General features: G+C 72.6%; 22 protein-coding genes and 2 pseudogenes. 10 read left to right on the top strand and 14 right to left on the bottom strand.

The features are described 5' to 3' along the window. Nucleotides 1-320: 320 nt before the first annotated feature. Nucleotides 321-2,015 carry a cellulase family glycosylhydrolase gene (locus ACIP89_RS00770; RefSeq protein WP_401921893.1) on the top strand — a complete coding sequence of 565 codons (1,695 nt, stop codon included), beginning with the start codon at nt 321-323 and terminating at the stop codon, nt 2,013-2,015. 264 nt (nt 2,016-2,279) lie between these two features. Then, nucleotides 2,280-3,080 (top strand): alpha/beta fold hydrolase, encoded by an 801-nt coding sequence (locus ACIP89_RS00765; RefSeq protein WP_401921924.1) that lies wholly within the window; start codon nt 2,280-2,282, stop codon nt 3,078-3,080. 487 nt (nt 3,081-3,567) lie between these two features. On the opposite strand, the gene ACIP89_RS00760 is transcribed toward ACIP89_RS00765, so the two are convergent. The 5 genes and pseudogenes from ACIP89_RS00760 to ACIP89_RS00740 all read right to left on the bottom strand — a co-directional run. Continuing rightward, nucleotides 3,568-3,936, bottom strand: coding sequence for a hypothetical protein (locus tag ACIP89_RS00760; protein WP_402113509.1), 369 nt, complete (start codon nt 3,934-3,936; stop codon nt 3,568-3,570). A gap of 176 nt (nt 3,937-4,112) precedes the next feature. Further along, a pseudogene (locus ACIP89_RS00755) lies at nt 4,113-4,430 on the bottom strand (serine/threonine protein kinase); the annotation flags it as partial. 183 nt (nt 4,431-4,613) lie between these two features. Further along, nucleotides 4,614-5,216 carry a dihydrofolate reductase family protein gene (locus ACIP89_RS00750; RefSeq protein ID WP_401923649.1) on the bottom strand — a complete coding sequence of 201 codons (603 nt, stop codon included), beginning with the start codon at nt 5,214-5,216 and terminating at the stop codon, nt 4,614-4,616. Between the two features lie 155 nt (nt 5,217-5,371). Then, complete coding sequence (locus tag ACIP89_RS00745) at nt 5,372-5,797, bottom strand: hypothetical protein (protein WP_401921903.1); 426 nt, start codon at nt 5,795-5,797, stop codon at nt 5,372-5,374. A gap of 82 nt (nt 5,798-5,879) precedes the next feature. Continuing rightward, nucleotides 5,880-6,249, bottom strand: a pseudogene (locus tag ACIP89_RS00740) (TetR family transcriptional regulator); the annotation flags it as partial. 439 nt (nt 6,250-6,688) lie between these two features. On the opposite strand from ACIP89_RS00740, the gene ACIP89_RS00735 reads away from it, so the two are divergent. Together ACIP89_RS00735 and ACIP89_RS00730 are read left to right on the top strand one after the other, a co-directional pair. Then, nucleotides 6,689-7,435, top strand: coding sequence for a DUF1838 family protein (locus ACIP89_RS00735; protein WP_402112184.1), 747 nt, complete (start codon nt 6,689-6,691; stop codon nt 7,433-7,435). Nucleotides 7,436-7,910: 475 nt separating this feature from the next. Next, nucleotides 7,911-9,785: a protein kinase gene (locus tag ACIP89_RS00730; RefSeq protein WP_402112181.1), complete on the top strand. Its 1,875-nt coding sequence runs from the start codon at nt 7,911-7,913 to the stop codon at nt 9,783-9,785. A gap of 61 nt (nt 9,786-9,846) precedes the next feature. Here ACIP89_RS00730 and ACIP89_RS00725 read toward each other — a convergent pair whose 3' ends face one another. Next, nucleotides 9,847-10,782, bottom strand: a complete 936-nt coding sequence (locus tag ACIP89_RS00725) for an acetamidase/formamidase family protein (protein ID WP_401921911.1) — start codon at nt 10,780-10,782, stop codon at nt 9,847-9,849. A 337-nt stretch (nt 10,783-11,119) separates the two neighbouring features. On the opposite strand from ACIP89_RS00725, the gene ACIP89_RS00720 reads away from it, so the two are divergent. From ACIP89_RS00720 to ACIP89_RS00710, 3 genes are all read left to right on the top strand, one after another. Continuing rightward, entirely contained in the window at nt 11,120-11,467 is a 348-nt protein-coding gene (locus tag ACIP89_RS00720; protein WP_401921912.1) for a hypothetical protein, read from the top strand. A 77-nt stretch (nt 11,468-11,544) separates the two neighbouring features. Then, entirely contained in the window at nt 11,545-12,039 is a 495-nt protein-coding gene (locus ACIP89_RS00715; protein ID WP_402112178.1) for a GNAT family N-acetyltransferase, read from the top strand. A gap of 87 nt (nt 12,040-12,126) precedes the next feature. Next, entirely contained in the window at nt 12,127-12,723 is a 597-nt protein-coding gene (locus ACIP89_RS00710) for an NADPH-dependent FMN reductase (RefSeq protein WP_402112176.1), read from the top strand. Between the two features lie 11 nt (nt 12,724-12,734). On the opposite strand, the gene ACIP89_RS00705 is transcribed toward ACIP89_RS00710, so the two are convergent. Then, complete coding sequence (locus ACIP89_RS00705; RefSeq protein ID WP_402112173.1) at nt 12,735-13,322, bottom strand: winged helix-turn-helix domain-containing protein; 588 nt, start codon at nt 13,320-13,322, stop codon at nt 12,735-12,737. 125 nt (nt 13,323-13,447) lie between these two features. Here ACIP89_RS00705 and def point away from each other — a divergent pair, with 125 nt between their 5' ends. Next, entirely contained in the window at nt 13,448-14,107 is a 660-nt protein-coding gene (gene def, locus ACIP89_RS00700; RefSeq protein ID WP_402112170.1) for a peptide deformylase, read from the top strand. Between the two features lie 646 nt (nt 14,108-14,753). On the opposite strand, the gene ACIP89_RS00695 is transcribed toward def, so the two are convergent. Together ACIP89_RS00695 and ACIP89_RS00690 are read right to left on the bottom strand one after the other, a co-directional pair. Beyond that, nucleotides 14,754-15,332: a TetR family transcriptional regulator gene (locus ACIP89_RS00695; RefSeq protein WP_401921897.1), complete on the bottom strand. Its 579-nt coding sequence runs from the start codon at nt 15,330-15,332 to the stop codon at nt 14,754-14,756. Then, nucleotides 15,329-16,840 carry an MFS transporter gene (locus ACIP89_RS00690; protein WP_401921894.1) on the bottom strand — a complete coding sequence of 504 codons (1,512 nt, stop codon included), beginning with the start codon at nt 16,838-16,840 and terminating at the stop codon, nt 15,329-15,331. The genes ACIP89_RS00695 and ACIP89_RS00690 overlap by 4 nt, the downstream gene beginning before the upstream one ends. Nucleotides 16,841-17,024: 184 nt before the next feature. Here ACIP89_RS00690 and ACIP89_RS00685 point away from each other — a divergent pair, with 184 nt between their 5' ends. Continuing rightward, nucleotides 17,025-17,327 (top strand): hypothetical protein, encoded by a 303-nt coding sequence (locus ACIP89_RS00685; RefSeq protein ID WP_401921892.1) that lies wholly within the window; start codon nt 17,025-17,027, stop codon nt 17,325-17,327. A gap of 177 nt (nt 17,328-17,504) precedes the next feature. Here the strand turns inward: ACIP89_RS00685 and ACIP89_RS00680 are convergent, their stop codons facing one another. Beyond that, nucleotides 17,505-18,887 (bottom strand): DUF445 domain-containing protein, encoded by a 1,383-nt coding sequence (locus ACIP89_RS00680; protein WP_402112167.1) that lies wholly within the window; start codon nt 18,885-18,887, stop codon nt 17,505-17,507. A 144-nt stretch (nt 18,888-19,031) separates the two neighbouring features. Between ACIP89_RS00680 and ACIP89_RS00675 the strand changes: the two genes are divergently transcribed. Continuing rightward, entirely contained in the window at nt 19,032-20,276 is a 1,245-nt protein-coding gene (locus ACIP89_RS00675; RefSeq protein ID WP_401921887.1) for an SGNH/GDSL hydrolase family protein, read from the top strand. Nucleotides 20,277-20,505: 229 nt separating this feature from the next. Here ACIP89_RS00675 and ACIP89_RS00670 read toward each other — a convergent pair whose 3' ends face one another. Genes ACIP89_RS00670 through ACIP89_RS00655 form a run of 4 tightly spaced genes read right to left on the bottom strand, consistent with a single transcriptional unit; the run spans nt 20,506 to nt 24,019 of the window. Continuing rightward, nucleotides 20,506-21,204 (bottom strand): DUF1707 domain-containing protein, encoded by a 699-nt coding sequence (locus tag ACIP89_RS00670; protein WP_401921885.1) that lies wholly within the window; start codon nt 21,202-21,204, stop codon nt 20,506-20,508. A gap of 40 nt (nt 21,205-21,244) precedes the next feature. Continuing rightward, entirely contained in the window at nt 21,245-22,327 is a 1,083-nt protein-coding gene (locus ACIP89_RS00665) for an ATP-binding cassette domain-containing protein (RefSeq protein WP_402113434.1), read from the bottom strand. A 29-nt stretch (nt 22,328-22,356) separates the two neighbouring features. Then, on the bottom strand, nt 22,357-23,226 hold the full coding sequence (locus tag ACIP89_RS00660) for an ABC transporter permease (protein ID WP_402112165.1): 870 nt from the start codon (nt 23,224-23,226) through the stop codon (nt 22,357-22,359). After that, nucleotides 23,219-24,019 carry an ABC transporter permease gene (locus tag ACIP89_RS00655; protein WP_402112163.1) on the bottom strand — a complete coding sequence of 267 codons (801 nt, stop codon included), beginning with the start codon at nt 24,017-24,019 and terminating at the stop codon, nt 23,219-23,221. The genes ACIP89_RS00660 and ACIP89_RS00655 overlap by 8 nt, the downstream gene beginning before the upstream one ends. Between the last annotated feature and the right edge of the window lie 167 nt (nt 24,020-24,186).

The following is a 24,186-nucleotide window of genomic DNA, read 5'->3' as shown; positions in this document are numbered from 1 at the left end:
CGGGGGCGAACAGCGTTCACAGCGTTCCCGGAGGAAACAGCCGGCGCACAACGTGGCGGAAATCTATGCGTATTGGACCTCAAAGGACAAACCGGAACGATAATTCGCCTGCGGACCACCGCTCACATCGAGCCACCACTCCGCACCCCGGCCGCGCCGCCTCTCCGCGCGCACACCCGGACCGGTCCGAACTCTTGACGTGCCCCTGACTAAATGGCTTCATAGGAGCGCATGCCGTGGGAGCGCTCCCACTTCGCACCGTCAAGCCATGGAACGTCTGTCGAAGCTCAGCTCTTGACCCGCCCACCCCTGGAGCCGCAGTGAGAACAGCACAAGGCACGGCGAAGAACCCAGCGCGCAGGAGTCCCGTCGTCACCGTCCTCCTGACCGTCCTGACCACCCTCCTCGGACTACTCGCCCTCGGCGGTCTCGCCCCGGCACAGGCCGCCGCACAGGCGCGGCCCGCAGCCGCCGCCACCGGCCTCCACATCAGTGGGGGCCGGCTGCTCGAAGGCAACGGCAGCGACTTCGTGATGCGCGGGGTCAACCACGCCCACGCCTGGTATCCGGGCGAGACGCAGTCGCTCGCCGACATCAAGGCGACCGGCGCCAACACCGTTCGCGTCGTGCTCTCCGACGGATTCCGCTGGAGCGAGAACAGCCCGGCGGACGTCGCCGCCGTCATCGCCCAGTGCAAGGCCAACCGGCTCATCTGCGTACTTGAGGTGCACGACACCACCGGCTACGGAGAGGACTCCGCCGCCGGCACGCTCGATCACGCCGCCGACTACTGGATCGGACTGAAGGACGTCCTCGCCGGCCAGGAGGACTACGTCGTCATCAACATCGGCAACGAGCCCTGGGGCAACACCGATCCCGCCGGCTGGACCGCGCCCACGACCGCCGCGATCCAGAAGCTCCGCGCCGCCGGATTCGCGCACACCATCATGGTGGACGCGCCCAACTGGGGGCAGGACTGGCAGGGCGTCATGCGGGACAACGCGCAGGCGGTCTACGACGCCGACGCCACCGGCAACCTGATTTTCTCGATCCACATGTACAGCGTCTACAACACCGCCGAGAAGGTCACCGACTACCTGAACGCCTTCGTGGACGCCGGACTCCCGCTGGTCATCGGCGAGTTCGGCGGCCCCGCCGACCAGTACGGCGATCCGGACGAGGACACCATGATGGCCACCGCCGAGCAGCTGGGGCTCGGCTACATCGCCTGGTCGTGGAGCGGCAACACCGACCCGGTGCTCGACCTCACGATCGGCTTCGACCCCACGCGGCTCAGCTCCTGGGGCGAGCGCGTCTTCCACGGGGCCGACGGCATCGCCCGGACCTCCCGCGAGGCCACGGTCTACGGCGGAGCCGCAGAGCACGACACCGAGGCCCCGACCGCGCCCGGCACCCCGACCGCCGCCGCCGTGACGGACACCTCCGCGACCCTCGGCTGGCCGGCCGCCACCGACAACGTCGCCGTCACCGGCTACGACGTCGTCCGCGTCAGCGGTGACACGGAGACCGCCGTCGCCTCCACCACCACCGCCTCCGTCACGGTGAGCGGCCTCGACTCCGGTACGGCGTACACCTTCGCCGTGTACGCACGCGACGCGGCCGGGAACCGTTCGGCGCGCTCGGCCACGGTGGTCTTCACCACGGACGAGGGCGGTACGACACCGGGAGCCGGCTGCTCCGTCGGATACCGGGTCGTCGGTGAGTGGCCCGGCGGCTTCCAGGGCGAGATCACCGTCCGCAACACCGGCACCACGGCCATCGACGGCTGGACGCTCGGGTTCGCCTTCACCGACGGCCAGACCGTCACCAACATGTGGGGCGGAGTACCCACCAGGACCGGCGGTTCGGTGAGCGTCACCCCCGCCTCCTACACCTCCACGATCGCCGCCGGCGGGTCGGTCACCATCGGCTTCACCGGGGCCCGGAACGGGACGAACACCGCCCCGGCCTCCTTCACCCTCAGCGGTGCCCCCTGCGCCTCCTCCGCAGCCTGACGCGGCCGGCTCCCCGCCGGCGGGCCGGCCCGGGGCCGCCCCGGGCCGGCCGGCCCGCGAAACCTGTTGGCCCCTCCCCCGACGCTCCTGATCTACTGCTCGGGACTCGGACCCCGGGCCCGGAGGGATCTCGGCCGACGCCGTCCGCCGCGGACTCGCCGCGCTGGACGGCGGCCCGCGGCCCCGACGCTGACGCCCCGACTGACACCCGGCGCGCGGCGCCCGGCGCGATGTGAGCCCCGACCCCGAGTACTGGAGGCCCGTATGCCCTGGTCCGAACGCACCGTGACGCGGGACGGTGTCCGGCTGGTCTGCCGGGACCGGGGCGGGCCGGGGCAGCCCGCCATCCTGCTGCACGGGCTGGCGGGCCAGGCCGGTGAATGGGACCCCGTGGCCCGATACCTGAGCCCGGAACTCCGGATCGTCGCGGTCGATCAGCGCGGGCACGGCGCCGCCGAACGCCGTCCGCGGGATGTCTCCCGCGCCGCCTATGTCTCGGACGTCGTCGCCGTCGCCGATCAGCTCGGACTGCGACAGCCCGTCCTCATCGGCCAGTCCCTGGGCGCCCATACCGCCATGCTCACCGCCGCCGCCCACCCCGCCCGCGTACGCGCGCTCGTCCTCGTCGAGGCGGGTCCGGCTGCCGCGGACCCGAACACGCCTTCCCGGATCGGCAGTTGGCTGGACACGTGGCCGACACCGTTCCCCTCGCGGGAAGCCGCCGTCCGGTTCTTCGGCGGAGGGCCGCTCGGTGAGGGCTGGGCGGGCGGACTGGAGGAGCGTGAGGGCGGCTGGTGGCCACGGTTCGACCGGGACGTCATGGTCGGCTCCATCACGGAGAACGCCAAGCGCCCGTTCTGGGACGAGTGGGACGCCGTCACCTGCCCGACCCTGCTCGTCCTGGGCCAGACCGGCTTCGTACCGTCGCGGGAGGTCGACGAGATGCTGCGCCGGCGCCCCGCCACCGAGGCCGCCTGCCTCCCCGGCACCGGCCACGACCTGCACCTGGAGCGGCCCGCGGTGCTGCACGACCTGATCGCCGGGTTCCTGGCCCGAATCGGCTGAGCGGCGGGACGGTACGGCGCAGGGCAGTGCGGGGCGGGGCGGGGTCGGTCGCCGGGACCGACTGACCGACCGGATCCGCGGGATCGGAGCTCGGAGCTCGGAGCTCGGAGCTCGGGGCTCGGGGCCCAGGGCCCGGGGCTCAGGGCTCGGGGCCCAGGGCCCGGGGCTCAGGGCTCGGGGCCCAGGGCCCGGGGCTCAGGGCTCGGGGCTCAGGGCTCGGGGCTCAGGGCTCGGGGCTCAGGGGGCGGCGCTCAGTAATCCACCATGCCGCACCACGTCTCCGCCCAGGCCGAGGCGCCGTACCTATTGGCCGCGCGCACCGTGAGGCAGATCTGGTCGCCGGAGTACGGGCCCTTGACCGTGTAGCTGGTGCTGCCCGTGGAGTAGACGGTGTCGACGTTCTTGTTGGTGTAGTTGCTCCCCTTGTTGGTGTAGTGGATGTCGTAGCGAGTGGCCCGAGGGCTTGCTCCTGCCTCCCCCGCTCCCCTTAGCCCTTCTCCTTCGCCTTCCCGGAAGGGGAGCCGCCCTGCCCGCCCGGCGAGCCGCCGCCGCCGGAGGTGGGGCTCACGCTGTCGCCGGGCGTCTGCGCGTGCACCCCGCCACCGCCGCCGCTCCAGGGCTGGAGGACGGCCACCGTGCCTCCCTCGACGCCGAGAACGATGCAGACGGGCAGCGCGATGTTGGTCCTGCGCCGACGCGGGCTCTTGTCACGCTGTTTCTCCTTCTCCTTCTTGGACTTCGGCTCAGGAACCGGCTCCGTATCCGGCTTCGTACCCGTCCCGGTGTCCCCGCCGGGCGGCGGGACGACCGCGCCCGGCTCGGTCTCCGGGCGCAGGCCCACCGTCGCCCGGTCCACGGGCTCCTCGCGCAGCGGGCGCACCTCGGCGTCGAGCAGCTGAGCTGCTGGGCGATGTGGGTGAGTACGTCGGCGGGCAGCCAGGCCCGCCCGGCCGCCACCGGGCCGACCCGGGCGGGGTCCGCGAGCAGCTCGTCCACTCCGGGGCGCCGCTCGACGTCCTTCGTCAGGCACCGCGCGATGAGCGCCCGGAGAGCCGGGTTCCCGACCGCCTCCAGCTCCGGTTCCTCCTGCACGATCCGGTACATGACGGCGTGGTGGTTGGTGGCCCCCTGCCCGAAGGGCAGCTGTCCCGTCGCCGCGTACGTGAGCACGCACCCGACGGTGAACACATCGCTCTTGGGCACGGCGCCGCGCCCGCTCAGCTGCTCCGGCGCCATGAATCCGGGCGAGCCGCTGATCATCCCCGTGCTGGTCAGCAGCGCCTCGACGGAGGTCTCGACGGCCCGCGCGATCCCGAAGCCGATGACCCTGGTCCCGTCCACGGTCAGCATGACGTTCGAGGGCTTCAGATCGCGGTCCCCGTTCGCCCCGCTCATTCTGGTAAGCCCCCGAACTCATGTGGCCGGAGTGCCACTTGGCGGCCGGTTCAACGCCGTCGAGAATAGGCGCATCGGCGCTCAGGCATAGCCGAGGACGTGCCGTGCGGCGGGCGGTTCTGTCCGGACGCGAGCGATTCAGCGCGGGTGAGCGGCACGGTCGTACGTCAGGAACATCGCCCCGCTCTCCAGCACCTGGTGATCCGTGAGCGTCCAGGCGTTCGGGCTGAACGTGGCCCCTCCGGAGAAGAGCGGGATGCCCGAGCCGATGGTCATCGGGCTCAGCTTGACGATCAGGGTGTCGATCTCGGAGTACAGGGCGCCCGCGAGTTCCCCGCCGCCGATCAGCCAGATGCCCTTGCCCTCCGTCCGCTTCAGCTCCCTGACCCGGGCCACCGGGTCGTCCGCCACGACCTCCACCGCGGGGTCCGGGCTCTCGCCGAGCGTGCGGGAGAACACGATGTGCCGCAGATGCGGGTAGGCGTCGGTCACTCCGGCCTTGAGGCCGATCTCGTAGGACCTGCGGCCTTCGAGGACGGTGTCGAAGTGCGTGCCCCGCGCCGAGATGGACAGCGCGGTACGGGCCGGGCCGGGCAGGGTCTCCGGGTACTCGGCGATCATGTGCGCGATGTAGTCCTCCGGGACCGGCCAGAATCCGTCCGGGCCGGTGGGGTCGGCACCGTCCGGACCGGCGATGAAACCGTCCAGGGTGGCGGCGATGTAGTACACGAGCTTGCGCACGGAGGGCCTTTCGTCCACGGCGGCCGCCTCGGGGCGGGCGGTCCTCAGCGTTCATGATCAGACGAACCCGGCCGCCGGGCAACGAGATTCGCGGCTTCCGCGCACCCCGCCCCGGGCACTCCCTGTGCCCGGGGCGGGGTGCGGACGCGAGGCCCTCAGCAGTGCGGGAGGCCGGGCGCCGGGTCCACGCTGGTGAAGACGCGGGACGCCGGGATGTAGCCGTAGGCCCCGTGGTCGTCGCCGCTGGTGTAGTACCAGACGGTGTTGCCGCCGCTGTGCTTCTCGCCGCGCACGTAGCACTTGAACCAGCTGTACGTGGTGCGCAGCGTGTCCACCTGGGTGATGCGGTTGCCGCAGGTGGCCGAGGGCTCGGTGCACGGGTGGTTGAGCAGGGCGGTCGGAGCGTAGTTGCCGCAGTTCATCCCCGAACTGCCCCCGGAGCAGCTGGCGGCGTGGGCCGCCGGGCTCCCGAGGACGAGTGTGCCGGCGATCAGCGCGGAGCCTGCGGCGAGTCGGCTGAGGTTCTTGAGCGTGAGCATGGTGTCCCCCGTTTTGCTCGGGTCGGTCAGTGACTGCGTCAAGCCTGGGGCCACCGCCTCGCCCTCGGCCCGTGTTTCGACGAGCGTGCAATAAGAGCGGTGGATTCCGGACAGCGAGGGACGTTCAGGACTCCTGCCGTCCTCGCGAGCCGTCCAGCGCCGGGGCGATCACCGTGAAGGCCCGGACGATGGGGTCGGCCGGGTCCTCCACCCCGTCACTCGCGCTCCACCGGTGCGGTCTCCACCGGTCCAGTACGGCGTCAAAGGCGTTCAGTGCCATTCCGGCGGCCGGCCTCGGACAGAGGCCGGATTCCGCCTCCGGACCGGGCGCCGGGCCAGCTCCTCCGCCAGGTCGTCCCACCACTGCGCCTGGCGCTCCAGGAAGCGGGCGAGCAGACCGGGGGTGCGCGGGATCAGCTGGACGACGCACAGCGCCCTGTCCGATTCGGCGTGGCCGGCGCGCAGGCCGCGAGGGGGACGCTGACGGCGTGCAAAGGGCAGGGGCAGGGGCAGGGAGGGACAGGGACAGGGACAGGGAAGATTCGGCAACGGCAGCGGTGGACCTCCGACCGGATCCCGGACCGGACCGGGCGGGTCTTCGTCGTCGCACCCCCTCGCCCGGGCCCCGGACCGGGGCGCGCTGCCGCAGCTGCGCGGTCACGGGCCCGAGCGTGGCGGGCGGTGAGTTCATCGGGCCGGACGGCAAGGCGGAACCACGCGGCAGACCGACGCGGGTGGAGCTGTCCGCCGGGGCCGCCGACGCCGCGACCGGCCCCCGGCTGTGGGAGCGCTCGGAACGGGCGGCGGGCGTGCGGTACGTGTTCCCCACCCCTGCCCGACGCCTCCCCACCGCCGTCGGGTCGATGCCGCCGCTTCGGGCCCGTCCGGGTGTTTCCCGCCCGGTGCGGGCGGCGGCCGCGCAGAGTAGTACGCATGACGACACCCGCAGAGCTGCTCCGGTCCTTCGCCCGCACCCGCGCCTCGCTCGACGGCGAGGAGGTCACGTACTGGTGGTCCGGCGATGTGTACGCCTGGTCCCCCGACGAGCCCTACCAGCGCGTCTTCGGCTTCGAAGGGCTCAATGTCTCCCGCCTGGTCCAGGATGCCGGGGCCGGTCCCGACGCCTACCAACTGCTCACCCGTGAGGCCGCCTTCTACCTGGACCCCACGAGCCGCGAGATCCTGGAGACCTGGCAGGACCTGCCCGTGGTGCACGTCTGGAACGACCCGGCGAACCAGAAGTGGCGCCCCTTCCCGGTCCCCGTGACCGAACTGGGCGAGCAGGTCTGCTTCAGCCTGGAGATCCCGCTCGCCTACCCGTCGCCGCTGCCGGTGGCCGAGTACCCCGTCCACTCGGCCGGTGACACGTACAAGGCCCTGGAGCTCTTCCAGTTCTTCGCCGGCCGCGCGGATCTGGCAGGTCCGGCACCCAGCGTGCCGGCCACCATGTCGTGGACCCGGATGTCCCCGTGGCTCCCGTGGATGGCACGCGGTCAGCGGCCCGGTGGCCTCACCTACCACTGCCGGGGCCGCAAGCTCGGCTCGTATGCCGAGGTCCCCGAGCGGACCCGCGCCTACATCGCCGCCCACCACCCGGAGTTCGCCCACGCCCCGGAGAAGTGGAGCGAGCCGAACGAGACCAGCTGGACGTACTTCCGCAAGCTCAACCCGCCGCAGTAGCAGCCGGACCGGCCCCGGCCCCGCCCCCCATAGGCGCCCACACCCACCGCCTCCGAGAGCACCGGCCATGGCAGCAGGCCGACGGAGCGGCCCGGTAGGCGAGTTCGGCCGAACCACCCTGCACGTGCCGGTGCTGGACCGCCGGGCCCCTGAAGGCCTCCCGTACCGCGTCGGCGTCGGTGAGCAGCCACGGGCGCAGGACGGCCTCGGTGGCGACGGGCAGGGTGGGACGGCCGGTCACGGCCGGCGCACCGACGGGCATCGCGGGAGCAACCAGGCACGGCATGAGGGGAATTGTCACAGCCGGGGACAGCCGGGGACAGCCGGAGCCCGCCGGGGACAGCCGGAGCCCGCCGGGCAACTGCCCGGGCCCGGCTCGGCCCGAAAGCTCCGGAGCTCCACGAGGGCTGTCCCGGCCGGGATTTGGATAAGGTGCCGTTTCGACAGCAGCGCTCTTCGGGGGAGATACGGATTCATGAGCGGTCAGCAACCAGGCGGGGGCAGCGGCTCCCAGGTCTTTCAGCCACTCACAGCCGATGATCCGGCCACCATCGCCGGATACCGGCTGGCCGCCAAGCTCGGTGCGGGCGGCATGGGCAAGGTGTACCTGTCGTACACGCCCGGCGGGCGGCCCGTGGCCATCAAGGTGATCCGGCCGGAGTTCGGTGAGGACGCCGAGTTTCGGCGGCGGTTCACCCAGGAGGTGCAGTCCGCGCAGCGCGTGCAGGGGCTGTTCACCGCGCCGGTCATCGACGCGGACACCAACGGCGCGCAGCCGTGGCTGGCCACCGCCTACGTACCGGGGCCCTCGCTCGCCGACGCGGTCGTCGCGCACGGGGCGCTGCCGGTCGAGGCCGTGCTGCTGCTGATCGCCGGTATGGCCGAGGCGTTGCACGTCATCCACGGCGCGGGCATCGTGCACCGCGACCTCAAGCCGTCCAACGTGCTGCTCGCCGCCGACGGGCCCCGCGTCATCGACTTCGGCATCGCGTACGCGGCCGACGCGACCTCGCTCACGGGCAGCGGTGTCACCATCGGCACCCCGTCGTTCATGGCCCCGGAGCAGGCCGCCGGGCGCCGGGTCACCCCGGCCACCGACATCTTCGCCCTCGGCCAGGTCGCGGCCTTCGCGGCGGCGGGAGCACCCGCCTTCGGAGAGGGGACCTCGCACGGGGTGCTCTACCGGATCGTCCACGAGGAGCCCGACCTCAGCCGCGTCCCGGAACGGCTGATGGAGCTGGTCAGCCGGTGCCTGGCCAAGGACCCGGAGGCGAGGCCCTCGGTCGCCGAGGTCATCGAGCTGTGCCAGACCGCGAACGCGGAGACGGTGCTGCGGCGCCCCGAGGACTGGCTGCCGAAGCCGGTCGCCGCCGACATCACCGTACGGGCGGCGGCCCCGGCCCCCGCCCAGACCCCGCCGCCGCCGGCCACGCCTCCCGGCCGGGCCGCCGGGTACTCACCGACCACTCCGGCGGCGCCGAGCACCCCGCCTCCGGGGTTCGGCCCGGCTCCCACGCCGCCGCCGGGGCAGTACGCCGACACGTCCCAGGGCTCCTATCCCCTCCAGCCGCCGCACGCGCAGCCGACTCAGCCCGCCCACCCCGGCCTGCAGTACCCCACCGGTCCTCAGCCGCAGTCCCAGCACCAGACCCCGGCCCACCTGCCCGGTCCGTACCCCGCGCAGGCGCAGACCCACCCCACACACCAGCCCGCGAAGAACCGGCGCGGCCGGATCGCCGCCATCGCCGTCGCCGCCGCGCTGGTCTTCGCCGTCGCGGGCGCCGGAGCGGCGTACTACGCGCTCAAGGACGACGGCAAGGAGACGCAGAACAACGCCTCCCCGAAGACCAGCGCCTCTCCCGAGGACAACAGCTCCGCGCAGGACAACGCATCGCCGGACGCGACCGGTTCAGCGGCGGGCGGCCAGGGCGGCGAGCCCGGTACCGAGCCGACCCCGCAGGCCGACCCCGAACCCGCCGAGTACAAGTCCATCAACCTCACCGAGGGCTACCACCTGACGCTCGGCGACGAGGGCCTCCGGCCCCAGGAGGGCGAGGACGCGGGATACGAACTGTCCTACGACAGCGGCGGGTACCTCGACGCGGAGAGCGACGAGGGGAAGCTGATCCTGCTCAACCCGGGGCAGGAGGGCTCGCTGGACGTCTGCCGCGCGGACACCCGGTTCGCGAAGAACATCCCCCTGGAGAAGCTCACCAAGGGGCGCCAGGTCTGCATCATCACGGGCACGGGACACATGGGCCTCCTGACGTACCAGGGCCACTCGCCGGAGGACTCGCCCAGTACCTACATGACGGTGGACGTGACCGTCTGGCGCAACGCGGACAGCTGAGCGAGCGGGTGAGGGGCGGCGGGGCGGGCCCTCCCTGCTCGCCCCTCACCCGCGTTGCCGGCTACCTCCGCGCCTGCGCCCCGCCCAGCAGCTCCCGCTCCACGTGGGCCGACACCACCCAGTTCGGCGCGTCCACGATCTCGGAGATCTTCAGGTCCGCCGCCACGCTCGCCAGCAGGTAGGCGTCCTCCGGCACGAGGCCCGTCCGGGCCGAGATCTCGTCGATCAGCGCGCGGACCGCGTCCTTCGCCGCCGCCATCAGATCCGGCCCAATGCCCGTCGTGGCCAGGGCCGCGCCGGTCCTGGCGCTCACCGGGTCCGTCTCGATCACCGGGGTACGGGGCGCCGCGCCCTTGCGGACGTCCACCCGCAGCCGCACCGTCGCCGCCGTCTCCACACCCGTACCGCAGACCTCGCCGTCGCCCATCGCGGCGTGTGCGTCGCCCGCCGAGAGCAGGGCGCCCGGCACCCCGACGGGCAGGATGAGCCGGGCGCCGGGGCCGATGTGGCGGATGTCCATGTTGCCGCCCCAGCGGCGGGGCGGGATGACCGAGTGCGGTCCCGGCTCGGGCGGCGCGACGCCGATCGTCCCGATCATCGGCACCACCGGGATGCGCAGGCCGGGCAGCAGTTCGGCGTAGCCGCCGGTGATCGTCGAGATGCGCAGGTACGGGTCGGGGAAGTCGTCGGTGAGCAGCCCGAACCCGGGCAGGCAGGCCGTCCAGCCCCACTCCCCGACCTGTACGTCGAGGATGTCGACGACCAGCGCGTCACCGGGCTCGGCCCCGGTCACGTACAGGGGGCCGGTGACGGGGTTGAGGGTGCCGAAGTCCAGCTCGGGGAGGTCTGCGGCGGTCGACGCGGCGGTCAGCTGACCGCCACCCGCGTCCTGGAACTCCAGGACCGCCTCGTCGCCGGGGGCGAGCGTGGCGACGGGCTTGACCGTCCGGTCCCAGGCGTGGTGCACCTGTCCGCGGTGGATGCTGAAATCACTCATGAACGGCGGGGCCTCCGGGTCGGGTTCGGTGCGGCGTGCGCGGTTGCTGCGGCTCCGCCGATCCTGACGCGGCCGTGCGCGTTGCACAACACGGCCGGGCCCACGGGCTGCCCGGTCAGGGAGCGTGACCCAGATGGCGGTCGGCGAACCGATTCGGCGGTTCCCGTTCGGGTGAGCCGTACGGCGAGCGGGTGAACCGGCGGCCCGGTGGGGCCGGTGCCGGGACAGACTCGGGGCGGAACGATCTTGCAGCGTTCCGCCCCGGCCTCGAAACGGCCCGAACAACCCGAGCGGCTCGAACGAACCGCGCGGCGAACCCACAAGGAGTGCCCCCACCATGCGACTTCGTACCACTGCGGCCGCCGCCCTCGGCGCCCTCGCGCTCGTCGTCAGCCTCCCCGGCTCCGCGAGCGCGGCCGACGGCGAGTTCGCCTACACGTACACCACCCCGCTCGGACACCGGCAGGCGGTCGCCCTGCTCGCGCCGCCCAGCCGGGACTGCGTCACCCTGCCCGGAGTCGCGGACCCGAAGACCTCGGACCCCGCCGACAAGCCCTGGAACAACACCGATGCGACCGCGACGGTCTTCACCGGCCCGGACTGCACCGGCGACCACTACACCCTGCGTCCCAACGGCGGCAACGCCTCCAGCCGGCTCAAGCTCCGGTCGGTCGTCTTCAGCTGATCCGGCTCCGGGCGGTACGGGGGCGGTGCGGCCGATATCCGCTGGTGCCCGGCCGGCGCGCGCAGGTAGGTTGCGGGATGCCCTTCTCACCCCGTCTCACCACCGTCACCTCGGACAACGTCGAGGAGGCCTGTGCCCTGCGGGTCCGCCCCGACCAGGACGGGCTCGTGAAGCCGGTCGCCTGGTCGCTCGCCCAGGCCTACGTCTCGCCCGAGACCGCGTGGCCCCGGCTGATCGTGGACGGCGAGCGGATCGTCGGCTTCGTGATGGCCTTCCTCGACGTGCGCTTCAACCCCGGACAGCCCGGCGACCGGCCCCGCTCCGGGCTCTGGCGGCTGAACATCGACGCCGGACAACAGGCCCGGGGCTACGGTCGGTTCGCGGTGGAGGCCGTCAACGACGAGCTGCGGCGGCGCGGGCAGACACGTACGACCGTCTCGTACGTGCCCGGCGCGCACGGGCCCGAGGAGTTCTACCGGAAGCTGGGATTCCGGCCGACCGGCGAACTGAGCGGCGACCAGGTGGTGGCCGAGCTGGAGCTGACAGCCGGGCCCGTGCGGATACGGGACTGAGCGGCCGGGCCCATGCGGAGACGGGGATGAGCGGCGCTTCCGTACAGCTACGGGAATGAGCCGCCGGGTCCGCCCGGTTGTCCGTGCATGCCGACGCCACGCGTGATCCTTCTGCTGTCCGGGAGCCTGCGGTCCGCTTCCTCCAACGAGACAGTGCTGCGCACCGCACGGGCCGTGGCACCCCCTGGGGTGCGGACCGTGCTCCACGAGGGGCCCGGAGTACTGCCGCATTTCAACCCCGATGACGACTCCGAGCCGCTGCCGGAGCCGGTGGCCCGGCTGCGCGCGGCGATCGACGCGGCCGACGCCCTGCTGATCTGCACCCCGGAGTACGCGGGGACCCTGCCGGGGGCGTTCAAGAACCTGCTGGACTGGACGGTCGGCGGGACCGAGATCTGCGACAAGCCGGTCGCCTGGGTCAGCGCCGCCTCCCCGGGGCGCGGCCTTGGCGCAGAGGCGACACTGCGGACCGTGCTCGGATACACGGGCGCCACCGTCGTCGAGGCCGCCTGCGTGCGGATTCCGGTGGACCGGCGGGCGGCCGCTCCGGACGGGGTCTTCACGGAGGCGGGGGCGCGGGAACAGCTCACGAGGGTGCTCGCCGTGCTGGCGCAATCCGCTTCGGCCGCGGACGCGGACGCGGACGCGGATATCTATAGCGATAGCGATAGCGATACGGCTTAATCAGCAGGCCGTCAGGCCGGGTGCGGGCGACCGGGGTTGTCGGCCAGCAGGGGGAAGAGCCTGGTGACCGCCGCCACGGCCACGGCGCCTGCGGGGCGCACCCCCGGGTGTACCTCGCGCTCGCGGTAGACAGCCAGCAAGTCGCGCACGGAGGACGCGAGTTCGGCCATCTCCGCCGGGGTGAGATGAATGACGGCACTGAACGAATCGTCCTGCCGCCACTCGGCCGGCGCCCGGTCGCGGTGGCTCAGCCAGTGCTGGTAGCTCTCGTCCTCCAGTCCGCGTGCGAGCGCGTCGAACTCAGCCGCGCCCTCCCGGCCCGGCTCGCGGGGGGTCTCCCAGCGCAGCCGCCACGGACGCACCCGGCCCCCCTTGTGCGGGGCCTCCTCGATCAGGCCGTGCGCGGCGAGTTGGCGCAGATGGAAGGAGCAGAGGCCGGAGCTGTGGCCGAGGCGGGCGGCGGCCTCGGTGGACGTCACCGTGCCGGCCTCCGCGAGCAGGTCGAGCAGGGCTACCCGGACGGGGTGGTCCGGGAGCGGCTTGCGGGCCCGGTACGGCAGCGGGCCCGTGGACCCGGCCTGACGCTTTTCATCGCTCATTTTGCAAAGGGTGCTACTTTGCAAAGCGTTCAGTCAAACCGGCCGCCCGGCCTTCCCGGCCATCCCCCGGCCGTCGCGGCCGCCCCGGCCGACTCCCCTGTGCGCGGAAGGCGTTGATCATCCCCATGGCCGCTCGGTTCGATGACACCTCGCAGGACCGCCGGGTACGCGTGCAGGGCGTACCCGTCGACTCCTTTCCCCGGTTCGCGCCGGAGACCGAGCGGGGCTCGGTGCGCCGGATCACCGTCGTCGGGGAGGAGATCCTGCGCCGCCCGTGCCGGGAGGTCACCGAGTTCGGCACCCCCGAGCTCGCCCGGCTGGTCGACGACATGTTCGCCACCAACCAGGTCGCGGAGGGTGCCGGACTCGCCGCCAACCAGGTCGGCGTGGACCTCCGGCTGTTCATGTGGGACATCACGGACGACTGGGGGGTGCGCCACGTCGGGCACATCGCCAATCCCGTCCTGGACGAGGTGCCGCCCGAACAGCGCAGGCTGGTCGAGGAGTCCGAGGGGTGTCTGTCCGTCCCGGGCCCCTACCGGATGGTGGCGAGGCTGGACCGTACCGTCGTACGCGGCCGGGACAAGGACGGCAATCCGCTGGTCATCGAGGGCCGGGGCTACTTCGCCCGCTGCCTCCAGCACGAGACGGACCACCTGCGCGGCCACCTCTATCTGGACCGGCTCGCCCAGCGCGACCGGAAGACGGCCCTGCGCGAGATGGACGCCGCGAGGGAGGAGACGTTCGCCCGGCGCGCCGCGCTGGCGGCGAAGCTGGGCAAGTGACCCCGGGCCGTCAGCGGTAGTCCTCCGGGTGGCCCCGCATCCAGGAGTTGACGCGGTCGCGGATGCCGACCAGGTCCTTGAAGTGCTCCTCCAGCTGGCCGCGGAGGTGTCACCGGCGAGCGTGGTGCGCAGCTTCGCCGTCCATTCCAGGGGCTCCTTGAAGTGGCCGGGGCCCTGCGGGTCCGCCTTCATCGAGGCTTCCATGCCGGTGAGTTCGTCGTTCACCCGGCCCAGGAAGTAGGCGCAGTCCCCGGCGCCGGGGGTGCAGGTGTCGTAGAGGGTGGCCCGGAGGCCGGCGAAGGCGTCCCGCACCTTCTCGGGTCCGGGGGTCGTGTACCCCGCCGCCTCACCGCCCGCCTCCGCGTCCCCCGCCTCGTCGCCGACCGGCTCCGCGGCGGCCTCCGCCGACTCGTACACCGACGCGGCCACCCGCGGGACACCGGCTCCGGGTCCCTGCGGCGTGGTCGCCTCGGAGCAGCCCGCCAGCGCGGCCACCAGGGCGGCCGCCAGGGCTGCCGCCACGACCAGTGCCGCCGCATGTCCGCGGGCATGGTTGTGGATACGTTCAGTCACAGGAGGCCCCCTCGGCGGAGGGCCCCGACCATACCGCCGGCTCCGGGGACGGCAGGTGGAGATCCCGGACCGCTCAGCCCGTGATCAGCTTCTGGAGCGCGGGTGCGTAGAGGTCCGCGATGTGTTCCGGGGTGGCCAGGGCGCCGGCTCCCTCGCGGTGCAGGCTGAGGGTGGCGCCGAGGCCGAGCAGATGGCCGGCCAGCAGCTCGGCGCGCAGCACCCGGTCGGGGCCGGAGAGCCGGGCGGTCAGGGCGTCGGTCACCTGTTCGTGGAACCGGTCGCGCAGCAGCGAGCGTTCGTCCTGGTTGCCGAGGGAGAACACCACGCGCAGGAGCGGGTCCGAGTTGAGCTCGCGGCGCCGGGTCACCAGGGTGACGACCAGGTGGCGGCCCAGCCGGGCGAGCGGGGCGTCGAACAGTTCCGCGGCGGCCGGGCCGAAGTCGGCCACGGTGTTGAACAGCTCCTCCTTGCGGCCGAAGTGCTTGACCACCAGGGCCGGGCTCACCCCGGCGTCCGCGGCGATCTGGCGGATCGTCACCTCCGCGTACGGGCGCTGCGTGAACGCCCGCCGCGCCGCGCGCAGGATCGCGCTCCGTCCGGTGCCCGCGTCCGCGGACCCGGTGGCCGGTGCGGTGGCCTGGCCGCCGGTCATGCGCCCTCCTGGATCTGTGCTGGCCGTACACCGCCCTCGCGGATGCCCGACGCCTTGCGGCTCTCCCCGACCGTACCCGCCCCGGCCCGCCTGTGGCCCGGCAGGAACAGCGTGACGACCAGCGCGGCGAGCGCCGCCCCCGCCGCGATCACGAAGACCAACTGGTACGCGTGGAGGGTCGGAGCCGTACGGCCCCCGGCCCGGAAGGTGATGTTGGCCAGGACCGCGGCCACCGTCGCACTGCAGAAGGCCTGCCCGATCGACCGCATGAGGGTGTTCAGACCGTTGGCCGCCCCGGTCTCACTGACCGGGACCCCGCGCATCACCAGGGCGGGCAGCGCCGAATAGGCGATGGCCGTGCCCGACGCGACGACCGTGGCGCCCGCGATGATCAGCCACAGGCTGTGGCTGGTGAAGTAGCGCACCCCGTAACCGACGGCGATGATCCCGGCCGCCAGTGCCAGGCTGACCTTCGGGCCTCGCCTGGCGGAGATCCGCGCCGAGACGGGCGAGAGCGCCACCATCGCCACACCGCCGGGCAGCAGGCACAGGCCACTGACGACGAGCGAGGCGCCGAGCCCGTAACCGGTGGCCTTCGGCTCCTGCACCATCTGGGCGGTCACCAGCGAGTTCGCGTAGAACGCGAAGCCGATCAGCAGGGCGGCGATGTTGGTGAGCAGTACGGCCGGGCGGGCGGAGACCCGCAGGTCGACCATGGGCGTCGCGACGCGGAGCTCGTACGCGCCCCAGAGCAGCGCCACCACCACGGCCGTGACGAGCAGGCCCACCGTCCGGACCGAACCCCAGCCCCAGTCGGCGCCCTGGGTGACCGCGAGCAGCAGGCAGACCAGCGCGGCGGACAGGCCCAGCGCACCGACGGCGTCGAAGCGGCCCCGGCTGCGCAGCGGGGATTCCGGCACCCAGCGCAGGACCAGCGCGATGTCGATGAGTCCGATCACGCCGGAGACCCAGAACATCGTGTGCCAGTCGAAGTTCTCCACGACGACCGCGGCGATCGGCAGGCCGACGGCCGCGCCGATCCCGAGTGTGGAGCTCATCAGCGCGACGGCGGACAGCACGCGCTCGGGCGGCAGCTCGTCGCGCAGGATGCTGATGCCCAGCGGTACGACGGCGATCGCCGCACCCTGGAGGGCGCGGCCGGTGATCAGGACGCCGATGTGCGAGCTGACCGCGCAGAGCACGGAGCCCACCACCAGCACCGCCAACGAGGCGACGAGCACCCGCCGCTTGCCGTACATGTCTCCGACCCGGCCCAGGACCGGGGTGAAGACCGCGCCGGTGAGGAGCGTGACGGTGACCAGCCAGCTCGCGGCGGCGGGGGTGGCGCCGGTCAGCTCGGGGATGTGCGGCAGCAGCGGGACGACGATCGTCTGCATGACCGCGACCACGACACCGCAGAACGCCAGCACGCCGACGGCGAAGCGGGGGTGCGGGGCCTGGACGGCGGGGGCGGCGGAATCGGCTGGGGCAGGTATGTCCGCGGGCATGGCTCTCCGTACGGTGCTCGGCGGCGAGGCAGGGGTGTACGTGCGTTCACCCTCCGGAGTACCAGGGTAAACGCACGTACACCCCCTCGGCGACGGGACGCAGGAATGCCGCGTTAGCCTCGGATCCGGGACCGGGCCCGAGAAGCGGCACCGGACGACGGACGCGAAGGTGAAGGTGGCGGCGATGGCGAGGATTCCGGCAACGGCAGTGGCGGCGAGCGGGCTGGTCGGCGGCTACGCGGTCGCACGGTGGACCAGGAAGCGGCCGCTGGGCGGCGTCGCCCTCGCCGCGGCGGGCACCGCGGCGGCCTACGAGTGGAACCGGCGGTCCGGGAAGCGTGCCGCCGTCGGGCTGACCACCGCGTACGTCGCCGCCTTCGCCGGGTCGCACCCGCTCGCCAAGCGGATCGGCGCCTGGCCCGCGGTCTTCACCGTGGCGGGCACGGTGGCCGCCGCGTCCTGGGCGGTTACGCGGCGCGGGGCCTGAGCGGCGCGTTCCGGGGGGCGCGGACGAGCCCGGGGCAGGTGCGGGCCGGGCCCCGGGGCGGACGGGGCGAGGCGCGGGTGGGCCCCCGGGTGCGTCCGGGGAGCCGGTTGTCCTCAATCGCCGGACGGGCTTGATTGACCCGCCGGACGGGCCCGAGCCGCCCCCCGGCGGGTCGGCTCAGCCTCCCAGCGCTCGGGACACCGAATAGATCGCCAGGCCGGCCAGTGCGCCCACGACCGTGCCGTTGATGCGGATGAACTGCAGGTCGCGGCCGATGTGCGCCTCGATCTTCTTCGATGTCTGGTCCGCGTCCCAGCCGGCCACCGTGTCGCTGATCAGCGACGTGATCTCCGTCCGGTACGTCGTCACGACGTACACCGCCGCGTCCTCCAGCCAGCCCTCCAGCTTCGCCTGGAGGCGGCCGTCCGTCGCCAGGCGGGCGCCCAGGGACATCAGGGAGGCACGGGCGCGCAGCCGCAGTTCGCTCTGCTCGTCCTCGGCCGCCGCGATGACCATCGTGCGGACCGAGGACCAGGCGGACGCGATGACGTCCTGTACCTCGCCGCGCCCCAGCACCTCCGACTTCAGCCGTTCCACGCGGGCCCGGGTCTCCGAGTCCGTCTGGAGGTCCGCCGCGAAGTCCGTCAGGAACGTGTCGATCGAGCCGCGCGCCGGGTGCCCCGGCATGTCGCGCATCTCCGTCAGGAAGCGCAGCAACTCCTTGTAGACCCGCTCCCCCACCCGCTTGTCCACGAACCGGGGGGTCCAGCCCGGCGCGCCGCCCTGCACCGCGTCCATCACCGAGTCGCCGTGCAGCACCAGCCAGTCGTGAGCCCGGACACACAGCAGGTCCACCACCTTGCGGTGGCCGCCGTCCGTGACGACCTTCTCCAGCATCTTGCCGAGGCCCGGACCGATCTCCGCCGCGTTCGCCCGCCGGGTGATCGCCTCACCCACCACGGCCTGCACATCCGAGTCGCGCAGCACCGTCAGCGCCCCGCGCAGCGCGGTCGACAGCTCGGCCGTGACCCGGTCCGCGTGCTCCGGTTCCGCGAGCCACGCACCGACCCTGCCGCCGATGCCGAGGGAGTGGATCCGGTCCCGTACGACGTCACCCGAAAGAAAGTTCTCGCCCACGAAGGAACCGAGTGAGGCCCCGAGCTGGTCCTTCTTCGTGGGGATGATGGCGGTGTGCGGAATCGGCAGGCCGAGCGGACGCTTGAAGAGCGCCGTGACGGCGAACCAGTCGGCCAGCGCACCCACCATGCCCGCCTCGGCGGCCGCGGCGACGTAGCCCGGCCAGCCGCCCACCCCCTCGTTCTTCGCCCAGGTGGCGAGGACGTACACCAGCGCGACCAGCAGAAGGAGGCCCGTGGCCGTGGTCTTCATCCGCCGTACGCCGCGCCGCTTCTCCTCGTCCGCGGCGGTGTACGAGAACGAGGCCAGGGAGGCCGGGCGGCGGTTGCCCGCACCCCTGCCCCCCGCGCCCACGCCCGCGCTCCCGTCCGCCTGTGCCGCGGCCTCCCGCTCGCCGGGTCCGGTGCCTTCGATCCGTTCCATCCACTCCACCCGTCCGCGTACGCATCGTCCCCCGACGCACCGTACGCATTGTCCTTACCCGACCTACTCCCGGGCCGCACGTTGAGTTCCCCGCGCCCTGCCGCATCATGGAACCGGCCCACGAACAGAGGAGAAACACCGCCCATGCCCAGGCGCCAGGGGTACGCCCTGCTCATAGCTCTCGTGACCGGCACCGCCGTGCTCGCCGCCGTCGTGGCGTTCACCGGCTCGTTGCTGTTCTCCGGGCCCCGGGCGAAGGCCTCCGCGTCCGCGGCGCCGCAGAGCACGGGCCGGCCGCCCGCGGCCCCGGCCCGCTCCGCCGGCCTCTGGCTCGCCACCTGGACGGCCGCGCCCGTCCTCGGCGCTCCCGACCCGAACCACGACCAGAATCTGCCCCACCGCACCATCCGCAACGTCGTTCACACCAGCATCGGCGGCAACGCGGCCCGCGTCACCCTCTCCAACCTCTTCGGTACGCACCCGCTGCTGATCGACAACGTCACCGTGAACACCCGCCCGGTGACGTTCCGCGGTGCCCCGGCCACCACCGTCGCGCCGGGCGCGAAGATCGTCAGCGACCCCGTCGTCGTCCCGGTCGCCGCCGACGCCGACCTCGTCGTCACCCTGCGCACGCCCACCGCGAGCGGCCCGGTCACCGCGCACCCCAACAGCCACCAGACCTCCTACGTGGAGACCGAGCGGGGCACCTGGCGCAGCACCTCCTGGCGCTACCTCACCGCCGTGGACGTGCGCAGCACGACCGCCACCGGCACCGTCGTCGCGCTCGGTGACTCCCTCACCGCGGGCACCGGCTCCACCACCGACGCGAACAGCCGCTGGCCCGACATCCTCTCCGACCGGCTGAACGGCCGCTACGCGGTGGTGAACCAGGGCATCGGCGGCAACCGCATCCTGCGCGACGGCATCGGGCCGCGCGCCCTGGACCGCTTCCAGCGCGATGTGCTGGACATCAGCGGCGCGAAGACCGTCATCATCGCCCTCGGCGTCAACGACGTGCAGGGCTTCCCCCAGCAGACGGACCCGCGGCGGATCACGGACGCCCTGCGCGGCATGACGCAGCGGGCCCACGCGCATGGAATGCGGGTCGTCGGCGCGACCCTGATGCCCTACGACGGCTACCGCAGCTGGACCCCCGCCCAGGACGCCGTACGCAACCGGGTCAACGAGACGATCCGGGCCGGCGGGGTCTTCGACCAGGTCCTGGACTTCGACCGCGACATGCGCGACCCGGGCCACCCGTACCGGCTGCACCCCGCCTACGACTCCGGTGACCACCTCCACCTGAACGACGCGGGCTACCGGCGACTGGGCTCCCTGGTGAACCTGGCCGACCTGGTGAGCGTCCGGCCGTCGTCCGACGCGCTGTGAGGGACGGCTGGACGGAGACGGCATAGCGAGACGGGGACGGACGCCGGCGCCGGGCGGACCCGGCGCTGACGGGCCTGGGCCTGACGGGCCTGGGCCTGGCGGGCCTGGGCCTGGCGGGCCTGGAACGGGCGTCAGGGCCGGACGGACAGAGGCGGACAGGCAGGGCCGGACGGGCGAGGGCGGACGCCGGGGCTGATGGGGCTGATGGGGCTGATGGGGCTGATGGGGGCTACCTGCCCCTTCCCCTGCCCCCGTCGCCCTTCTCCAGCCGCCCTCGCGAGCGCTCCGCCTCCCGCAGCCGCTGCTTCTCCGCCTTGCTCCGCTTGCGCTCCACACCGACGCCGCCCATCAGTGCGAAGCCGGTGATCCGCACCCGGGGCGAGTCGGGGGCCGGGATGCCCTCGTCCTTCGTGTTCTCACCGAAGCCGCCCATCACGCCGATGCCCCGGACCTCGACGTTCAGGTCCGGCGGGACCGTCACCTGCATACCGCCCATGATCGCGAAGCAGCGGATGACCACCTCACGGTCCTCGAAGTTCGCCTCGCGCAGATCGATCTCACCGCCGCCCCACATCGCGAACGCGGTGAACTTCCGGCCGACCGTCCAGTTGCCCCGGCGGCGGAACCCGCCCCAGAACGCGAAGGCGCCGCCCGATGTCGCGGGGGTGCCCACCCGGTCCGACCAGCGGGCCGTCGAACCGGTTCCGGCCTGCCCCGCGGCCACCGGCGCCGCCGCCGCGCCGACGGCCGGAAGGTCGCGGACGATCGGTTCCAGCTCCCCGTGCGTACGGGCCTTGTAGGCGGCGTCGAGGCGCTGCTCGAACTCCTCCATCTCCAGCCGGCCCTCGGCCACCGCCTCGCGCAGAATCTCGGCGATGCGTTCACGCTCGGCGTCGGAGGCGCGCATGTCCGGAAGTTCGCTACTCATAGCGCGCAGCCTATTGAACGCCCGAGCTTCCGTCACCGGCCTATCGGCCGGGAGCAGGCGCCTTTGTGACCGGGTCCTCGGCCGGGTCCTCGGCCGGACCCTCGGCCGGCGCCTTGGCCGAGGCGTACATCTTCGCGATCACGGCCTCGATATCGGGCTCCCGCACCGAGAGGTCCACCATCGGGTACTCCGCGGCGATCCGTGCCACCAGGGGTGCCGCCGAGGCGGACGCCGGGAACGCCAGCCACTGCCGCGGCCCCTCCACCTTCACGGTACGCACCGCGGGCTCCGACTCCAGCCGGATGGGCGGGAGTTCGCGTTCCAGGTCGACCACCAGCGTCCGCTCGCTCTCCCCCACCTCGTGCAGGCCGGACAGCGCCCCGTCGTACATCAGACGGCCGTGGTCGATCACCATCACCCGCTTGCACAACTGCTCGATGTCCGTCAGATCATGGGTGGTGAGCAGCACCGTCGTACCGCGCTCCGCGTTCAAGTCCCGCAGGAATCCACGCACCTTGGCCTTCGACACCACATCGAGGCCGATCGTCGGCTCGTCCAGGTACAGCACCTCGGGATCGTGCAGCAGGGCCGCCGCGATGTCGCCGCGCATCCGCTGCCCCAGCGAGAGCTGCCGCACCGGAACCTCCAACAGCTGCTCCAGGTCCAGGAGTTCGACGCAGCGCTCCAGGTTGTCCCGGAAGCGGGCGTCCGGGACCCGGTACATCCGGTGGACCAGCCGGTACGAGTCGCGCAGCGGCAGGTCCCACCAGAGCGTGGTGCGCTGCCCGAAGACCACGCCGATCCGGTGCGCTAGCCTCGTACGCTCCCGCGAGGGGTCGATGCCCGCCACCCGCAGCGAGCCGCCGCTCGGGGTGAGGATGCCCGTCAGCATCTTGATCGTCGTGGACTTCCCCGCCCCGTTCGGGCCGATGTAGCCGACCATCTCACCGCGCTGCACCCGGAAGCTGATGCCGTCGACGGCCCGCACCTCGCGGCGTTCGCTGCGCAGGAAGCCCGTCCGGCGGCGGACGTCGAACACCTTCTCCAGGCCGTCCAGCTCGATGAAGCCGCCGCCGGTATCACCTCCGGTGCCAGTGCCAGTGCCAGTGCCGCTGCCGCCCATGTCCGATGCCCCGCCCCGCTCGATGATCGTCAACTTCCCGTACTCCGGTACGCCCGCAGCCCCGCCCGCCAGGCCAGCCCCGCGACCACCCAGCACAGCGCAGCCACCACCGGCGGCAGGAACGCCACCCGGTCCGGCAGGTCCAGCGGATACGGCCGGCCCAGCACGTACAGCGCCGGCAGCCAGTTCACGAAGGCCAGCGGCACGACGAACGTGACCCCGCGCACCAGGTCCTTCGCGAAGACCGTCGGCGGGTACTGGAGCAGCGTGTTGCCCCCGTACGTGAAGGAGTTCTGCACCTCGGAGGCGTCCTGCGCGAAGAACTGGAACGCCGCCCCCGCCACGAACACCGCCCCGAAGATCGCCGCCCCGCTCAGCAGCATCAGCGGCACCATCAGCACCCTCGCGAACGTCCAGTCGATGTCCAGGGTCACCAGCGCATAGCCCAGCACCAGCACCCCCTGCGTGATCCGCCCCAGCCTGCGCAGCGCGAACCGGTCCGCCGCGACCTGCGCCAGCACCGGAACCGGCCGCACCAGCAGGGTGTCCAGCGTCCCGTCCCGCACCCGCCGGCCCAGCCGGTCCATCGAGCCCATCACCAGATCCGCCAGACCGAACGCCGTGCCCGCGGCCCCGTACAGCAGGGCGGTCTCCGGCAGCGTGTAACCGCCCAGCACGTCCACGTGCGAGAACATCAGCATGATCGCGACGAAGTCGAACGCCGTCGCCGCGAAGTTGCCGAACGCCGTCATCACGAACGACGCCCGGTACGCCATCGTCGAACGCAGCCACATCGCGGCGATCAGCCCGTACGCCCTGACCCCCTCGGCCATCCGCGACCGGGGCTCGAACACCACGACGGGCGGCTCCGCCACTGCCGTCTCCAGCGTCTCAGCCACCTTGGACCACCACCCTCCGCGTCGCCGCCGACTGCATCAGCCGCCCGACGAGCAGCAGCGCCAGCGCCCAGCCCGCCTGGAACCCGTACGCGCGCACCAGGCTCCAGCCCGTGCGCTTGCCGAGGAACACATCGGCCGGCACCTGGAGCAGCGCCGACCACGGCAACGCCCGCGCCACCTCGCCCAGCAGCCCGGGGAACAGGTTCAGCGGCAGCAGCAGCCCGGAGAAGAACATCCCGGCCAGGAACGCGATCTGCGCCACCCCCGCCCCGTCCATCAGCCAGAACGCGGACAGCGCCACCAGATAGCGGATCGCGAAACTCACCACGACCCCCAGCGCCACGGAGACCAGGAACGCCGGCCAGATCCCCGGCGACGTGGGCAGCGCCAGCTCGAAGGCCATGGAGCCCAGCAGCATCGGCACGATGCCGCGCCCCAGCAGGTGGAACGCGGCCCGCCCCAGATCGCCTGCCAGCCACCACAGTTGGAGATCGACCGGCCGGTAGAGATCGACCGCGACATCGCCGGTACGGATCCGCTCCATCAGCTCGTCCTCGAAGCCGCCGCCCATCATCGCGCACGTCATCAGCAGCGCCTGCCCCAGCCATACGTACGTGAGCGCCTGCGGCATGTCGTAGCCGCCGAGCCGCGGACGCTCGTCCCACAGGGCCACATACGTGTACGCCATGATGAAACCGAAGACGGTGTTGGTGAAGACCCCCGCGACCGTCGCGATCCGGTACGTGGCGTAGCGCCGGAACCCGCCCGCCACCACCACCGCATAGAGCCGCACCGCACCCCACCCCCCGCTGCCCGTGACGCCGACCGGCATTCGGCACCAAAGCGCACGAGCCTAGTCCAGTCGGGGCAGCCGCCGCGACCGCTTTTCGGGGCGGATCCAGTGGTTATACCGGAGAAAAGGGCACTATGGGGGAACTGACCGCGGCCGAGGAGTCTGCA

Source organism: Streptomyces sp. NPDC088730, assembly GCF_044751215.1.
Taxonomy (GTDB): domain Bacteria; phylum Actinomycetota; class Actinomycetes; order Streptomycetales; family Streptomycetaceae; genus Streptomyces.
Note: the sequence above shows the minus strand (reverse complement) of the source record. Positions and strands in the feature narration are given on the sequence as shown.

Coding starts and splice junctions, on each gene's coding strand:
- ACIP89_RS00675 (WP_401921887.1), top strand. CDS start 19,032: ATGCCCAGGCGCCAGGGGTACGCCCTGCTCATAGCTCTCGTGACCGGC.
- def (WP_402112170.1), top strand. CDS start 13,448: ATGGCCGCTCGGTTCGATGACACCTCGCAGGACCGCCGGGTACGCGTG.
- ACIP89_RS00695 (WP_401921897.1), bottom strand. CDS start 15,332: ATGACCGGCGGCCAGGCCACCGCACCGGCCACCGGGTCCGCGGACGCG.
- ACIP89_RS00735 (WP_402112184.1), top strand. CDS start 6,689: ATGACGACACCCGCAGAGCTGCTCCGGTCCTTCGCCCGCACCCGCGCC.
- ACIP89_RS00720 (WP_401921912.1), top strand. CDS start 11,120: ATGCGACTTCGTACCACTGCGGCCGCCGCCCTCGGCGCCCTCGCGCTC.
- ACIP89_RS00730 (WP_402112181.1), top strand. CDS start 7,911: ATGAGCGGTCAGCAACCAGGCGGGGGCAGCGGCTCCCAGGTCTTTCAG.
- ACIP89_RS00685 (WP_401921892.1), top strand. CDS start 17,025: ATGGCGAGGATTCCGGCAACGGCAGTGGCGGCGAGCGGGCTGGTCGGC.
- ACIP89_RS00715 (WP_402112178.1), top strand. CDS start 11,545: ATGCCCTTCTCACCCCGTCTCACCACCGTCACCTCGGACAACGTCGAG.
- ACIP89_RS00670 (WP_401921885.1), bottom strand. CDS start 21,204: ATGAGTAGCGAACTTCCGGACATGCGCGCCTCCGACGCCGAGCGTGAA.
- ACIP89_RS00690 (WP_401921894.1), bottom strand. CDS start 16,840: ATGCCCGCGGACATACCTGCCCCAGCCGATTCCGCCGCCCCCGCCGTC.
- ACIP89_RS00665 (WP_402113434.1), bottom strand. CDS start 22,327: ATGGGCGGCAGCGGCACTGGCACTGGCACTGGCACCGGAGGTGATACC.
- ACIP89_RS00705 (WP_402112173.1), bottom strand. CDS start 13,322: ATGAGCGATGAAAAGCGTCAGGCCGGGTCCACGGGCCCGCTGCCGTAC.
- ACIP89_RS00710 (WP_402112176.1), top strand. CDS start 12,127: ATGCCGACGCCACGCGTGATCCTTCTGCTGTCCGGGAGCCTGCGGTCC.
- ACIP89_RS00680 (WP_402112167.1), bottom strand. CDS start 18,887: ATGGAACGGATCGAAGGCACCGGACCCGGCGAGCGGGAGGCCGCGGCA.
- ACIP89_RS00725 (WP_401921911.1), bottom strand. CDS start 10,782: ATGAGTGATTTCAGCATCCACCGCGGACAGGTGCACCACGCCTGGGAC.
- ACIP89_RS00765 (WP_401921924.1), top strand. CDS start 2,280: ATGCCCTGGTCCGAACGCACCGTGACGCGGGACGGTGTCCGGCTGGTC.